This is a genomic window from Kaistia sp. MMO-174 (genome assembly GCF_037147815.1).
In the GTDB taxonomy this organism is placed as follows: domain Bacteria; phylum Pseudomonadota; class Alphaproteobacteria; order Rhizobiales; family Kaistiaceae; genus Kaistia; species Kaistia nematophila.
On record NZ_JBBCUO010000005.1, the window covers coordinates 390974 to 404462 of the forward strand.

Sequence of the window (13489 nt, forward strand, 5' to 3'; positions counted from 1 at the left end):
AAGAGCTAGAACCATTCCGTGTTTCCATGAAACACGGAATGGTTCTAGCGCGCGAGGCCGAACAGGCCGAGCAGAGCGAGGAAGGGCACGGCGGGATGGCGCGCGCCGCGCAGGCCATCCTGTGGCGGCGTCCGCGTGTCGCGGGTTTCGGCCGGCGGCAGCTCGCGCTCGAACCGGTCCTGATACAGACTCTTGTACAGATAGCTGGCGGGAATCATGGCTTCCGCTCCCGTGTGGGCTGGTATGAATCGATTCAATTCCGACGCGGATACGGCCGATTGAACCGGTTCAAATCTAGGCCCGCTCGCGGGGCTGGTCAAGCGGAAATTGAACCGATACAAGAAGACGTGAACAGACAGTATCGCCGGGAGAGGCGGGCGCGACGACGGGTGCGGCGCGCGAAGCCGGGCGTTATGGTAGGGAGAGACGGCAGGCAGGCGCCCCGGCGCAGAGATGGAGCGGGCAAGAGACCGGCATGAATCGCGTGATCAAGCTTTCGGATGTGGCCAAGGCCGCCGGCGTGTCGCAGGGCACCGCCTCGAATGCGTTCAATCGTCCGGAAATCGTCCGGCCGGAAGTGCGTGAGAAGGTCGAGGCGGCGGCGCGCGAACTCGGTTATGCCGGGCCGGATCCGAAGGGCCGCTTGCTGCGCGCCGGCAAGGTCAACGCCATCGGCGTCGCCACCACCGAGACGCTCGATTATTTCTTCGCCGATCCCTATGCCCGCGCCGTGATGGCCTCGATCTCCGCCGCCTGCGACGAGCGCGGCGCCGGCATATCGCTGATCTCCGCCGCCAATGACGAAAAGCTGTCGTGGAACATCCAGAGCGCGATCGTCGACGGTTTCGTCCTTTTCTGCATCGAGGGTGGCGAGCGACTGGTCGAACTGTCGCGCGAGCGCCGGCTGCCCTTCGTCGCCTTGCAGCTCGACGCCTCGGACGAGACAATCTCGGTGATCGGCGTCGATGATTTCGAAGGCGCCCGCACCGCCGCCCGCCATATCGGCGCGCTCGGCCATCGCGACGTCGCCGTCGTGTCGCTGGAGCTGGTCGACGATCGCATCGGTCCTGTCGCGCCGGGCGAGGTCGAGGCCGCGTTCTATTCCGGCACGCGAAACCGCATCCAGGGCTATCTCGCCGGCCTGGCCGAGTTCGGCGTCGATCCGGCGGCGGTCCCCGTCTTCGAGACGCAGAACAATGCCCGGACGGTCGGCGCGGCGCTGGAGCATTTCTATGCCGAGGGGCGCCGGCCGACGGCGCTGCTGTGCATGTCCGACCGGTCGGCGCTGATTGCGCTCGACTGGCTGCGCCAGCGCGGCCTTTCCGTGCCGGGCGACGTCTCGGTCATCGGCTTCGACGGCGTCGCGGAAGGCGAGATATCGGAGCCGCCGCTCACCACCGTGGCGCAGCCGATCGACGTGATGGGCCGCATGGCGGCCGAGATGATCCTGGACGGCATCGACAGCCCGCGCCGCGAGCGCTTCGAGGTCGAACTGCTGGTCCGTCAGTCGACGGCAGCGCCGAGGACGGGGTAGGGCGGTCCGATCGGGCCAGACAAGAAGACGTTCGCGACGTCTTCCCGAACTCGCCCATCATCCTTCGAGGCTTCGCTCACGAAGCACCTCAGGATGATGGCGGAGTCGGTCGCGTGATGTGGTGGCTCTGGGCCGGCCTCAACCCCTCGCCGGAGCTTCGCTCCGACCTATCCCCATTGGAGAGGTGAGGGCATTTCGAAAATCCGAATCCGGCTTAGCTCCGGCGCTTAGCCGACTCAGAGCATCGACGGCAGTACGCGGTCCGGCGGCTTGTGGCCGTCGAAATAGGCGCGGATGTTGATCAGCACCTTCTCGCCCATGGCGATGCGGCCCTCGATCGTCGCCGAGCCCATATGCGGCAGCAGCACAGCCTTGCCCTTGGCGGCGAGGCGCAGCAGCTTCGGGTTCACCGCCGGCTCGTGCTCGAACACGTCGAGCCCGGCGCCGGCGATGGCGCCCGCCTCGAGCAGCTTCGCCAGCGCGCTTTCGTCGATGACGTCGCCGCGCGAGGTGTTGACCACATAGGCCTCGGGCCGCAGCAGCTTCAGCCGCCGCTCGGAGAGCAGGTGGAAGGTGCCGGGCGTGCGCGGGCAATTGACCGAGATGATGTCCATCCGCGCCAGCATCTGGTCGAGGCTGTCCCAGTAGGTCGCCTCCAGCCCTTCCTCGATCTCCGCCGGCAGGCGGTGGCGGTTGTGATAGTGGATCGACAGGCCGAAGGCCTTGGCGCGGCGGGCGACGGCCTGGCCGATCCGTCCCATGCCGACGATACCGAGCCGCTTGCCCGACATGCGCCGGCCCAGCATCCAGGTCGGCGACCAGCCGGCCCAGTCATGGTCCGGCCGCAGCACATGCGCGCCCTCGACCAGCCGGCGCGGCACGGCGAGGATCAGCGCCATCGTCATGTCGGCGGTGTCCTCGGTCAGCACGCCCGGCGTGTTGGTGACGGTGATGCCGCGCGCCAGGGCCTTCTCGACGTCGATATGGTCGAAGCCGTTCGAGAAGCTGGCGATCAGCTTCAAATGCTCGCCCGCCTCGGCGAGGATGGCGCCGTCGATGCGGTCGGTGACGGTCGGCACCAGCACGTCGGCCACTTTCACTGCCTCGATCAGCTCGGCCGGCGACATCGGCCGGTCGTCGATGTTGAGCTCAGTGTCGAACAGTTCGCGCATGCGCGTCTCGACCGCGTCGGGCAGCCGGCGCGTGACGATGACCAGCGGCTTCTTCTTCATCGCGGCCTCCCCGTTGAGAGCTCCTTAACCATGGAGCGTCAGACTATGCGCGTCGGCTGGTGTACCCCGTCGCTGCGTATCGCGATCCCTTACCAGACAGCCCGACGATCACAACCGTATCGGTGGTCGGGCTTTCGGGAAAGCACTTCCGGTCGCAGCAACGGGCGGTAAAGAGGGGTGAATGCGTGATGGTTTGGGCTGTGTTCCAGGGGATGTCCCGTCGGCTGCACAAGGCGCGCGCAATCCCCTCCGCGCTTGGCATGGCGATGGTCGCCGCGCTCGTCCTCGTCGCCCAGCCGACCGGCTCCGCCAACGCGCAGGGCGCCGCCGGCGCCGCGCCGAAACTTGGGCCAAGCGGCCTGCCGTTGCCGCGCTTCGTCTCGCTCAAGGCCGGCCGCGTCAATGTCCGCGTCGGTCCCGGCCAGGGCTACAAGGTCTCGTGGGTGTTCACCCGTTCGGCCCTGCCGGTCGAGATCGTGCAGGAATTCGACAATTGGCGCCGCATCCGCGATTCCGACGGCACCGAGGGCTGGGTTTTCCACAGCCTGCTCGTCGGCAAGCGCACCGCCGTGGTCGCGCCCTGGCAGGACGGCGACCCGCTGCCGATCCGCGCTGCGCCGAACGACACGGCCGAGATCACCGCCTATCTGCAGCCGAAGGTCGTCTCCTCGGTGGCGACCTGCGAGGGCGGCTGGTGCCGCCTGGTCGACAAGCGCTTTCGCGGCTGGATCAAGCAGACCAATCTCTGGGGCGTCTATCCGGACGAAGTGATCGACTGAGGGGCTTGCTTCGCTGCGCTCCCGCACCTGTCTCGCCTCGCCCGGGCGCGGCCACCATTCCTGCGCGCAAAAGCGAACAAACAAAAACGCCGCGCGGGTGGGCCGGCGCGGCGTTGTGAATTCGGTATCGGGCGGGATCAGCTGCCGATGCGGCGCAGGCGCACGACGATGTCGACGCGGGTGATTTCCATGCCTTCCGGCGGCACCGGCACGTCTTCCACGCGCAGCGACGACATCGGGATGTCGAGCACCCGATTCTCGCCTTCGACGAAGAAGTGGTGGTGGTCGTCGACATTGGTGTCGAAATAGGTCTTCGAGCCGTCGACGGCGACTTCGCGCAGCAGGCCGGCTTCGGTGAACTGGTGCAGCGTGTTGTAGACGGTGGCGAGCGACACCGGCACGCGATGGCTCATCGCTTCTTCGTGCAGGCCTTCGGCCGAGATGTGACGGTTGCCGCGCTCGAACAGGATTTCCGCGAGCGCCAGGCGCTGCCGGGTCGGACGCAGGCCCGCCGTACGCAGCATCACGCGCACTTCCGAAGCCTTCTTGTCGGCCGTGCGGGCTGCTTTCCTGACGAGATCCATACGCATCTTGCGGCCGTCCGTGTCTTGTGTCCGAGGCGCCGGCGCTTTCAGGCACCGGACCGGTCCCGCCCCCGAGGTGGGGCCGGGCCAGTCCGAATAACCTAACTCTAAAATGAAGCTTTAGCAACAGGCCAATGACGTTGGCCCGTTGCCTCGCTTTTTCGGGCGTTTCCGGGTGAGCCGGCTATGGCTCCTAGGTCCGAAGACGCAACCGGGTTGAGCAATTTGCCTTTCCGCGTCCCTTCGAAACGCGAAAAGGCCGTCCGGGCCTCAGCCCTGCTTGTCGCGCGCGGCCAGCGTGCGCAGACGGAGCGCGTTCAACCGGATGAAGCCGGCCGCGTCCTTCTGGTCATAGGCGCCGCGATCGTCCTCGAAGGTGACGAGCGCGTCGGAATAGAGCGACTTCGGCGACGAGCGGCCGACGACGGTGGCGCTGCCCTTGTAGAGCTTCAGCCGGACCGTGCCCTCGACATGCTCCTGGCTCTTGTCGATCAGCGCCTGCAGCATCTCGCGCTCCGGCGAGAACCAGAAGCCGTAATAGATCAGCTCCGCATAGCGGGGCATGATCGAATCCTTCAAATGGGCGGCCTCGCGGTCGAGCGTCAGGCTCTCCATCGCGCGGTGCGCGGCGAGCAGGATGGTGCCGCCCGGCGTCTCGTAGATGCCGCGCGACTTCATGCCGACGAAGCGGTTCTCGACCAGGTCGAGACGGCCGATGCCGTTGTCGCGGCCGAGCTCGTTCAGCTTGGTCAGGATCGTCGCCGGCGACATGTGCACGCCGTTGATCGAAACCGCGTCGCCCTTCTCGAAGCCGATCTCGACATAGGTCGCGACGTCGGGCGCATCCTCCGGCGCGATGGTGCGCATGAAGACGTAGGGCGGGGCTTCCTGCGAGGGGTCTTCCAGAACCTTGCCCTCGGAGGAGGAGTGCAGCAGGTTGGCGTCGACGGAGAACGGCGCCTCGCCGCGCTTGTCCTTCGGAACCGGGATCTGGTTCTTCTCGGCGAAATCGAGCAGGTCGGTGCGCGACTTGAAGCTCCATTCGCGCCAGGGCGCGATGACCTTGATGTTCGGGTTCAGCGCATAGGCCGAGAGCTCGAAGCGGACCTGGTCGTTGCCCTTGCCGGTGGCGCCATGGGCGACGGCGTCGGCGCCGACTTCGCGTGCGATCTCGACGAGGCGCTTGGCGATCAGCGGCCGTGCGATCGAGGTGCCGAGCAGGTAGGTGCCCTCGTAGAGGGCGTTGGCGCGGAACATCGGGAACACGAAGTCGCGGACGAATTCCTCGCGCACGTCCTCGATGTAGATCTGCTTGATGCCCATCATCTCGGCCTTCTTGCGGGCCGGCTCGAGCTCTTCGCCCTGACCGAGGTCAGCGGTGAAGGTGACGACTTCGGCGCCGTATTCGAGCTGGAGCCACTTCAGGATGATGGAGGTGTCGAGCCCGCCGGAATAGGCGAGGACGACCTTCTTGACATCGGACATGGTAAGGCCGTTTCCGCGAAGATGAAGGATGGCTGCGCTTATAGTATGCGCGCCACCCGCCAGCAACCGCAGCGGCGCCGACCCTGGCCTGCGCGCGGCGCGCCACGCGCCGCCGAGAACCCTAGTCCGCGTCGTGGACGCAGAGCGGCACGGTCCTGAGCGGCGCGATTGGCTGGTCGAGCCGGAACAGCTGGTATTGCCGGCTTGAACCAGGGCCGCTCGGGATCGTCAGCCGGCCCTTGTCCTCGACGCTGCCGAAAAAGGGGCCGAGCCGGGCCGCCTCGGCGCAGCCGGCGACGAGCAGGGCAGGGCCGGTCGGCGCATGGTCGACGATGCTGCGGGTCAGCTCGAACTGGTTGTCCGGGCCGGGATCGTCGGGCCAGACGGTGACCGCGACGGGGTCGTTGCGCAGGTAGTAGACGAGCGCCGCCGCGTCGGCGCGGCTGAGCGTCACGACCATGGTCGCGCCGGAGGCCTTCGCCTCGGCGCGGACGGCATCGCCGAGGCGGCTCCAGCCCAGCACCTGCTTGTAGATGTCGCCATGCTTCAAGAGCGGCAGCTTCACCTTGTCGGCGATGGTGTTGCCGGCGATGAGCACGACCTGCGCGACGATGCCGATGACGAGGCCGGCGCGCACCAGCGAGAAGCGGTCGGCGCGGATCAGGAAGGCGGTGCCGACGAGGGCGCTGGCGACCAGGCCGGAGGCGGCCCAGTTGGCGTTGGTGACGGTGAGCACGCTGGCGATTGTGACGACCAGGATCACCGGCAGCGCGAAGGCGAGCAGCATCCGGTCCTCGTCCGGCACGCCCTTGCGCCAGGCGGCGATCGCCGCGGCGAAGGCGCCGCCCATCAGGAACGGCCCGATGATGCCGAACTGGGCGGCGAGGAAGCCGATGGCGTTGCCGAGGCTGATCTTCAGGCCGTCGCCCGAGATGTTCTCGTTGGTGTGGCGCAGCGTGACCAGGTGGTTGTTGAGGTTCCAGCCGATGTTGGGCGAGAGCAGCAGCAGCCCGATCGCGACGGCGAGCCAGAACCGGCCGGAGCGGATGACGGCGCGCGACTGCGGGTCGAGGACGGCGGCGATCAGCGCGCAGCCGACGAAATAGGCCATGGCGTATTTCGCCAGCAGGCCGCAGCCGAGCGCGAAGCCGAGCAGCAGGCTCCAGCGATAGCCGCCGCCGGCTCGCAGCCGGACGAAGGCGTAGAGCGACAGCGCCCAGAAGAACAGCAGCAGCACGTCGGTCGACATGATCGCCGACGAGAAGGCGACGCCCGGCGCGAAGGCGAAGCCGAGCGACGCCCAGAAGGCGATGCGGCGGTCGTAGAGCCTGACGGCGGTGGCGTAGATCAGCAGCGAGGTGCCGAAATAGAACAGGGGCGACGGCGCCCGCACGCAGGCGACGCCCGTGCCGCAGACCATGTTGGCGGCGGCGATGGTCCAGCCGATCAGCGGCGGCTTGGAGAAATAGCCGAAGGCGAGATGCTGCGACCAATCCCAGTATTGCGCCTCGTCGACCTGCAGGTCGGTCACCGAGAAGCGCAGCGCCAGCAGGCGTGCCAGCGTGATGACGGCCAGGAGGAGGACGAGCAGGCCGACGCGGCTTTCCGCGACGGGCCGCGCGCCGGCATGCATCTCAATTCGGTGGGTCAACTCTGTCCGGTCCGCTGCGATGGTCCGAGGTTCGCTGCCGCGCAATACGCCCCAACGCGGCCCGAGACGCAAGGGCAAGCTGGCCGAGCGCGCTTTCGGTCGCAGCGTCGATGCGGCTGCGGAACGGCTCCTCCAGCATGAGGCGGGCGAGGCCGAACATGACGACGAGCGTGATGGCCCAGGAAATCAGTATGTCGGAGAGGAAATGGCCGCCGAAGGCGAGCCGGTTCAGCGACAGGGCGAAGGCGAGCAGCCCGATGCCGGCCGCGAGCGCGGGCCGGTAGCGCGGCGGCGCCAGCAGCACGAGGCCGAGCAGCCAGAACGCGGACGCCGCCTCGCCGGAGACGAAGGAGCAATTGGACTGGCAGGCTCCGCTGATCGTCCATGCCGTCTCGAACGGCGCTGCGCCGCCGAAGAGGTCGACCTGGATCGGGCGCGGCCGGCCCCAGAGGCTCTTCAGGATGCCATTGACGATCAGCCCCGGTCCGAGCGCCAGCGAGGCGAGCAGGAACCAGATGTGGCTGGCGCGGATCGGCATCGGGCGCGGCGAGCGGACGAGCTGCATGGCGAGGCCGGCGATAAGGACGGCGCAAGCCAGCACGACGAGGTTCTTGCCGAGCGCGCGCAGGGCGACGAGCGACGGATTCTGCGTCGCCGGGAAGCCGCCATCGGCATGGAAGAGGGCGGCGACATGGAGGTCGAGGCCGGGAAACGCGATGAAGAAGAGCGAGACGGCGGCGAGCATGCCCATCGCCCCGTAGAGCCGCGTCAGCGATAGCGGGGTGTGGCCGGGTCGGGCGCGCAGGGGGGGCGCGGTCTTGCCGCCGGCCGAAAAGTCCCTGTGTGGAACCGCCTGTCGTTCTGCCATCACCCGGCCCCCGCTGCCGCCCCGGATACGCCGCATGGCGCCATGGCGGACAGGAATACGGCAGGCTCTGTGACAGGATCAGGACAGTGGCTGGGGTGATGATCGCTGCCCCGGCGGGCGTTTCCGAGCCGGCAAAAGAAAACCGGCGCCGGCGCGGTGTGGTGTACCCGCGGCGGCGCCGGCGAGCCTCGGATGACGCCGAGGCTAACGGAACCTGTGCTGGCGCGAAGCTATTCGGCTTCGTTGCTCGGGGCCGCCTGCAGCTGGTAGTAGAATTCCTTGCCGAGGTCGTTCAGCAGGCCAAGCTGGGTCTCGAGGAAGTCGATGTGGCCTTCCTCGTCCTTCATCAGCTCTTCGAACAGCGCCATGGAGACATAGTCGCCGGCGGCGAAGCAGACGTCGCGGCCTTCCTTGTAGTAGTTCCGCGCCGTGTATTCGCCGCGCAGGTCCGCCTCGAGCACTTCCTTGATGTTCTGGCCGATCTCGAGCGGGTCGAGCACCTGCAGGTTGGGGAAGCCTTCGAGGAAGATGATGCGCGCGATCAGCTTGTCGGCGTGGTGCATCTCCTCGATCGATTCGGCACGCTCCTTCTTGGCGAGCTTGGCGTAGCCCCAATCCTCGGTGAGCCGGTAGTGCAGCCAGTACTGGTTGACCGCGGTCAGCTCGAGGCGAAGCGCCCGGTTGAGATATTCGATGACCTTGGCATCACCCTTCATCGCGGCACCCTTTTGTCTGGAATAGTTCTAATCCAGACTAGGGTGCGTCGCGTCGATGGTCAAACGCGATTTGCACCCGGCAGGGTTGGTGCCTGGGTTCAGCCGAACAGCGCGACGTCTTCCGGCTCTTCCGCGCCGCTGCCGAGCGGTTCGGGGCAGGTGATGATGGCACCCGATTCGGCGAGCAGCTTGCGCACCAGCGCGAAGCAGACCGTGCATTGCGCCTTCATGCCGAGGGCGCGGTAGACGCGGGCGGGCGTCAACGGCCGCCCCGGCGTTTCACGCGCCAGGCGTTCGGCGGTTTCGAGGATCAGTGCCTTGGTGAGGGTATTGCAGGAACAGACGATCATGACAGGGGACTGGGGTTGCCTCCGTGGGCTTCCGTTTGGTCAAAGATAGACGTTGCCGGCGCAATCCGCCACCGGACTGCCAATCTTCTTCCGGTTGTGCCGCACCCCGTCGCGCGTTCAGTCGTTTTCCGCCGCGATGAGGGCGTTTCGATGACGCCGGATCATGCGAGGGCGGCGGCGACCGCCCGCTTCGCCATGACCTTGACCAGGTTGGCCCGGTAGGCGGCCGATCCGTGCAGGTCGGCCAGCATGTTCGTCGCGTCGACGGAAACGCCGTCGAGCGCCGCCGGATCGAAGCGCGCGGTGAGCGCCGCCTCGAAGGCGGGATCGCGATAGACGCCGTCCTGCCCGGCGCCGGTGACGCCGACCCGCGCCTCGCCGTCCGCGAACTGCGCCACGAACACGCCCGCCATGGCATAGCGCGAGGCGGGATTGGGAAACTTGGCATAGGCCGCGCGCACGGGAACCGGGAAGCGGACCGCGACGAGGATCTCGCCTTCCTCCAGCGCCGTCGTGAACAGGCCCTGGAAGAAATCCTGCGCCGCGATTTCGCGTCGCGTCGTCACGATCGTCGCGCCGAGCGCCAGCACGGCGGCGGGATAGTCGGCGGCCGGGTCGTCATTGGCCAGCGAGCCGCCGATCGTGCCGCGATGGCGCACATGGGGGTCGCCGATCTGGCCGGCGAGCCCCGCGAGCGCCGGCAGGGCGGCGCGGATCTCGGCCGAGGCGGCGACATCAGCATGGACGACGCCGGCGCCGATCGTCACGGTTCCCGCGGCAATTGTGATCCCCTTCAGTGCCGGCAGCCGGCCGAGATCGACGAGGTCTGTCGGCGCGGCGAGGCGCTGCTTCATCGTCGGCAGCAGCGTCATGCCGCCGGCGAGATAACGGCCCTCGGCGGCGGCGGCGAACAGGCTCTCGGCCTCGGCGAGATCGCGCGGACGATGATAGTTCGTCTCGTACATGGCGACTCCCTCCCTGGTTCACTCCGCCGCGCGGCGCAGGCCGGCCATGCGGTCGGCGGCGGCCCGGATGGCGCGGACGATGTTGTGGTAGCCGGTGCAGCGGCAGATATTGCCCTCGAGCTCGTGCCGGATCGTCGCCTCGTCGAGCTCGGCGTCATGCCGCTCGATCATGTCGATTGCGGCCATGATCATGCCCGGCGTGCAGAAGCCGCATTGCAGGCCGTGATGTTCGTGAAACGCTGCCTGGACCGGATGCAGCGCGCCGTCCCGCGCCAGTCCCTCGATGGTCAGCACGGTCGAGCCGTCGGCCTGCGCCGCCAGCATGGTGCAGGACTTGATGGCCCTGCCGTCGACGTGAACGACGCATGCGCCGCATTGGGAGGTATCGCAGCCGACATGCGTGCCGGTCAGGCCGAAGGTTTCGCGCAGCAGGCTGACGAGCAGCGTCCGCCCCTCGACATCCGCCTGCCGCACGGTGCCGTTGACCGTGACGGAGATGCTTGTCATCCAACGCCTCCTTTCCGGCTGCCCTTGCGGGACCCGAAACCTCTGACGACGCCAGTCTTTCCCTTTCGGGTCGGACCGCCCCGGAGGCGATTTCCCCGGAGCGTCCTTCTTGCTCGATGTCGAACCAGGCCTAGCGGCTGACGACCGCCAGGAAGAGGATGACGACGATCAGCGCCAGCAGGCCCCATACATAGGGGCCGCCCAGGAAGCCGCGTCCGGCCGCGACCTCGACCTCTTCCTCGATCTCTTCCGCGACTTCGCCGAGATCGAGCGATTCGTCGTCGATCTTGTGCTCGATGCGGTCGGTCAGTTCCTCGCGGGCGGCCGCGTCGGCGGGCTCGGCATCGGTCGGGGTGGTCAGGGTGGGTGAGGCCATCGTCGGCTCGTCTCCAGAAAGTCGGGTGGCAAAAGCGCCGAAGAACTCGTCGGCCAGCTTCTTCGCGGTTGTGTCTATCAGTCTTGAGCCGAGTTGCGCCAGCTTGCCGCCGACCTGCGCCCTGGCGTCATAGGTCAGCACGGTCGCGTCGCCGTCCTCGGCGAGGCGGACATCGGCGCCGCCCTTGGCGAAACCTGCGACTCCGCCCTTGCCCTCGCCGGTGATGGTGTAGCTTTCCGGCGCGTGCACATTGGAGAAGGTGACCTGGCCGACGAAGGTCGCCTTCACCGGCCCGACCTTGGCAGTGACCCTGGCGCTCATGGCGTCGTCCGCCGTGCGCTCCAGCGCCTCGCAGCCGGGAATGCAGGCCTTCAGGACTTCCGGGTCGTTCAACGCCTGCCAGACCGCGTCGCGGCTGGCGGGAATGCGATATTCGCCCGTCATCTCCATCGATCGTCGTCCTCGTCCGCCGGCCGACCGCTCTCGCCGCGTGCATCCACGCGCGGGTCGCCTGTGAGTTTATCTTGCATGGGCCCCCCGGAACGGCAAGCCGGCCGTCGTCTCGCTTGCCAGGACGAGATTGGCTTTCGCCGCGGCGAACGCTATGAACCGACCATGACGATCGCTTCCGACATTCCCCATTCCGCCTCCGGCGCGACAGCGCCCGCGTCCCGCTGGCCGGTCATGCTGACGACCGAGGGCTGGCCCGACTATGCGCTGATCGATTCCGGCCATGGCCGCAAGCTCGAGCGCTATGGTCCCTACCGCATCGTCCGCCCTGAGGCGCAGGCGCTGTGGACGCCGCGTCTCTCCGCCGAGGAGTGGGATCGCGCCGACGCGATCTTCACCGGCGCCAAGGACGAGGATTCCGACGGCCGTTGGAAATACCGGAAGCCGATCGGCGAGACCTGGCCGATGGCCTGGCCGCTGCCGCGCGACGTCGGCGAGGGCGAGGTGCGTTTCCTCGGCCGCTTCACCGCCTTCCGACATGTCGGCTTCTTCCCCGAGCAGGAGATGCACTGGGCCTGGTTCGGCAAGAACATCCGCGAGGCGCAATATGCCGATCCGAAGCGGCAGCCGAAGGTGCTGAACCTGTTCGGCTATACCGGCATCGCTTCCTTCGTCGCCGCCATGGCGGGCGCGCAGGTGACGCATGTCGACGCCTCGAAGAAGGCGATCGGCTGGGCGCGCGACAATCAGCAGATGTCGGGGATCGCCGACCTGCCGGTGCGCTGGATCGTCGACGACGCGATGAAGTTCGTGCAGCGCGAGGTGCGTCGCGGCTCGAAATATGACGGCGTCATCCTCGACCCGCCGAAATTCGGTCGCGGCCCGAATGGCGAGGTCTGGGACATTTTCGAGCGCCTGCCCGAGATGATGGCGCTCTGCCGGCAGCTTCTCGCCGACGACGCGCTGTTCCTCTGCCTTTCGGCCTATTCGATCCGCGCCTCGTTCATGGCGATCCACGAGACCTCGGCCGAGGCGCTCTCGGGCCTGCCGGGCACGCTCGAATCCGGCGAGCTGCTGATCCGCGAGGAAGGCGGCGGCCGTTTCCTTTCCACGTCGCTCTTTTCCCGGTGGTCCCGAGATGGCTGATCCCCACGACATTGCCGCGCCCGGCGCGGTCAGGACCATCACCAGCCTGACCAACCCGACGATCAAGGACATTCGCGGCCTCGCGCTGCCGAAGAACCGCAAGGAGAGCGGCCTCTTCGTCACCGAGGGCATGAAGCTGGTCGCCGACGCGGTCGAGGAAAACTGGCCGATCAAGATCCTTGTCTATGGCGCCAAGGTCGCCGACCACCCCGTCGTCAAGCGTGTCGCCACCACGGCGCGGGCGCGCGGCGGCGACGTGCTCGAAGTCTCGGAAGCGGTGCTGTCGAAGATCACCCGCCGCGACAATCCGCAGATGGTCGTTGGCGTGTTCGAGCAGAGGCTGACGCCGAAGAGCGAGGTCCGGCCGGGTCCCGCCGGCGTCTGGGTCGCGCTCGAGGGCATCAAGGACCCCGGCAATCTCGGCACCATCATCCGCACGGCGGACGCGGTCGGAGCCGAGGGCGTCATCCTGGTCGGCGACACGGTCGATCCGTTCGGCGTCGAGGCGGTGCGCGCCACCATGGGCTCGATCTTCCACATGAAGCTCGCCCGCATGGCCGTTGACGAGTTCAAGGCCTGGCGGAAGGGCTGGCCCGGCATCGTCGTCGGCACGCATCTTTCCGGCAAGTCGGACTATCGCGCCGTCGACTACGACCGGCCGGTGATGCTGTTCATGGGCAACGAGCAGTCGGGCCTGCCCGACGACCTCGCCGCGCTCTGCGATCACCTGGTCAAGATCCCGCAGGCGGGCAGGGCGGATTCGCTCAATTTGGCGATCGCCACCGGCGTGATGCTCTACGAGATCCGCCGCGACAAGCTGAAGCTCTGACAACAGGCAGGACGACG

The 13489-nt window shown here is 67.4% G+C and carries 15 protein-coding genes; 4 read left to right on the plus strand and 11 right to left on the minus strand.

The features are described 5' to 3' along the window. Positions 1–44 precede the first annotated feature (44 nt). Positions 45–218: a hypothetical protein gene (locus WFK98_RS19685; protein WP_266336878.1), complete on the minus strand. Its 174-nt coding sequence runs from the start codon at positions 216–218 to the stop codon at positions 45–47. A gap of 257 nt (positions 219–475) precedes the next feature. Between WFK98_RS19685 and WFK98_RS19690 the strand changes: the two genes are divergently transcribed. After that, complete coding sequence (locus WFK98_RS19690) at positions 476–1534, plus strand: LacI family DNA-binding transcriptional regulator (protein ID WP_336801398.1); 1059 nt, start codon at positions 476–478, stop codon at positions 1532–1534. A 236-nt stretch (positions 1535–1770) separates the two neighbouring features. Here WFK98_RS19690 and WFK98_RS19695 read toward each other — a convergent pair whose 3' ends face one another. Continuing rightward, complete coding sequence (locus tag WFK98_RS19695; RefSeq protein ID WP_336801399.1) at positions 1771–2766, minus strand: 2-hydroxyacid dehydrogenase; 996 nt, start codon at positions 2764–2766, stop codon at positions 1771–1773. Between the two features lie 260 nt (positions 2767–3026). Here WFK98_RS19695 and WFK98_RS19700 point away from each other — a divergent pair, with 260 nt between their 5' ends. Continuing rightward, the gene (locus WFK98_RS19700; RefSeq protein WP_420909594.1) at positions 3027–3545 is read left to right on the plus strand and encodes an SH3 domain-containing protein; all 519 of its coding nucleotides are present in this window, start codon (positions 3027–3029) and stop codon (positions 3543–3545) included. Positions 3546–3682: 137 nt separating this feature from the next. On the opposite strand, the gene irrA is transcribed toward WFK98_RS19700, so the two are convergent. From irrA to WFK98_RS19745, 9 genes are all read right to left on the minus strand, one after another. Next, a complete protein-coding gene (gene irrA / locus WFK98_RS19705) occupies positions 3683–4135 on the minus strand; it encodes an iron response transcriptional regulator IrrA (protein WP_277614102.1) in 453 nt (150 codons plus the stop codon). Positions 4136–4399: 264 nt separating this feature from the next. Next, complete coding sequence (locus WFK98_RS19710; RefSeq protein ID WP_266336881.1) at positions 4400–5614, minus strand: argininosuccinate synthase; 1215 nt, start codon at positions 5612–5614, stop codon at positions 4400–4402. 121 nt (positions 5615–5735) lie between these two features. Next, on the minus strand, positions 5736–7265 hold the full coding sequence (locus WFK98_RS19715) for an ArnT family glycosyltransferase (RefSeq protein WP_336801400.1): 1530 nt from the start codon (positions 7263–7265) through the stop codon (positions 5736–5738). Continuing rightward, positions 7249–8133, minus strand: coding sequence for a phosphatase PAP2 family protein (locus WFK98_RS19720; protein WP_336801401.1), 885 nt, complete (start codon positions 8131–8133; stop codon positions 7249–7251). Before WFK98_RS19720 ends, WFK98_RS19715 begins: the two co-directional genes overlap by 17 nt. Positions 8134–8363: 230 nt before the next feature. Next, positions 8364–8849: a bacterioferritin gene (gene bfr / locus WFK98_RS19725; RefSeq protein WP_266336884.1), complete on the minus strand. Its 486-nt coding sequence runs from the start codon at positions 8847–8849 to the stop codon at positions 8364–8366. Positions 8850–8947: 98 nt separating this feature from the next. Continuing rightward, on the minus strand, positions 8948–9199 hold the full coding sequence (locus tag WFK98_RS19730) for a (2Fe-2S)-binding protein (RefSeq protein ID WP_266336885.1): 252 nt from the start codon (positions 9197–9199) through the stop codon (positions 8948–8950). Positions 9200–9360: 161 nt separating this feature from the next. Further along, on the minus strand, positions 9361–10164 hold the full coding sequence (locus WFK98_RS19735; RefSeq protein ID WP_336801402.1) for an FAD binding domain-containing protein: 804 nt from the start codon (positions 10162–10164) through the stop codon (positions 9361–9363). An 18-nt stretch (positions 10165–10182) separates the two neighbouring features. After that, on the minus strand, positions 10183–10671 hold the full coding sequence (locus WFK98_RS19740; RefSeq protein WP_266336887.1) for a (2Fe-2S)-binding protein: 489 nt from the start codon (positions 10669–10671) through the stop codon (positions 10183–10185). 130 nt (positions 10672–10801) lie between these two features. Then, positions 10802–11497, minus strand: a complete 696-nt coding sequence (locus WFK98_RS19745; protein WP_266336888.1) for an SRPBCC family protein — start codon at positions 11495–11497, stop codon at positions 10802–10804. A 165-nt stretch (positions 11498–11662) separates the two neighbouring features. Between WFK98_RS19745 and WFK98_RS19750 the strand changes: the two genes are divergently transcribed. Together WFK98_RS19750 and WFK98_RS19755 are read left to right on the plus strand one after the other, a co-directional pair. Beyond that, positions 11663–12643 carry a class I SAM-dependent methyltransferase gene (locus tag WFK98_RS19750; RefSeq protein WP_336801403.1) on the plus strand — a complete coding sequence of 327 codons (981 nt, stop codon included), beginning with the start codon at positions 11663–11665 and terminating at the stop codon, positions 12641–12643. Continuing rightward, a complete protein-coding gene (locus WFK98_RS19755; protein ID WP_336801404.1) occupies positions 12636–13472 on the plus strand; it encodes a TrmH family RNA methyltransferase in 837 nt (278 codons plus the stop codon). Before WFK98_RS19750 ends, WFK98_RS19755 begins: the two co-directional genes overlap by 8 nt. Positions 13473–13489 lie beyond the last annotated feature (17 nt).

Bases quoted from the DNA above. Each gene is read 5' to 3' on its own strand.
- WFK98_RS19685 (WP_266336878.1), bottom strand. From the start codon at position 218: ATGATTCCCGCCAGCTATCTGTACAAGAGTCTGTATCAGGACCGGTTC.
- WFK98_RS19690 (WP_336801398.1), top strand. From the start codon at position 476: ATGAATCGCGTGATCAAGCTTTCGGATGTGGCCAAGGCCGCCGGCGTG.
- WFK98_RS19695 (WP_336801399.1), bottom strand. From the start codon at position 2,766: ATGAAGAAGAAGCCGCTGGTCATCGTCACGCGCCGGCTGCCCGACGCG.
- WFK98_RS19700 (WP_420909594.1), top strand. From the start codon at position 3,027: ATGGCGATGGTCGCCGCGCTCGTCCTCGTCGCCCAGCCGACCGGCTCC.
- irrA (WP_277614102.1), bottom strand. From the start codon at position 4,135: ATGCGTATGGATCTCGTCAGGAAAGCAGCCCGCACGGCCGACAAGAAG.
- WFK98_RS19710 (WP_266336881.1), bottom strand. From the start codon at position 5,614: ATGTCCGATGTCAAGAAGGTCGTCCTCGCCTATTCCGGCGGGCTCGAC.
- WFK98_RS19720 (WP_336801401.1), bottom strand. From the start codon at position 8,133: ATGGCAGAACGACAGGCGGTTCCACACAGGGACTTTTCGGCCGGCGGC.
- bfr (WP_266336884.1), bottom strand. From the start codon at position 8,849: ATGAAGGGTGATGCCAAGGTCATCGAATATCTCAACCGGGCGCTTCGC.
- WFK98_RS19730 (WP_266336885.1), bottom strand. From the start codon at position 9,199: ATGATCGTCTGTTCCTGCAATACCCTCACCAAGGCACTGATCCTCGAA.
- WFK98_RS19735 (WP_336801402.1), bottom strand. From the start codon at position 10,164: ATGTACGAGACGAACTATCATCGTCCGCGCGATCTCGCCGAGGCCGAG.
- WFK98_RS19740 (WP_266336887.1), bottom strand. From the start codon at position 10,671: ATGACAAGCATCTCCGTCACGGTCAACGGCACCGTGCGGCAGGCGGAT.
- WFK98_RS19745 (WP_266336888.1), bottom strand. From the start codon at position 11,497: ATGGAGATGACGGGCGAATATCGCATTCCCGCCAGCCGCGACGCGGTC.
- WFK98_RS19750 (WP_336801403.1), top strand. From the start codon at position 11,663: ATGACGATCGCTTCCGACATTCCCCATTCCGCCTCCGGCGCGACAGCG.
- WFK98_RS19755 (WP_336801404.1), top strand. From the start codon at position 12,636: ATGGCTGATCCCCACGACATTGCCGCGCCCGGCGCGGTCAGGACCATC.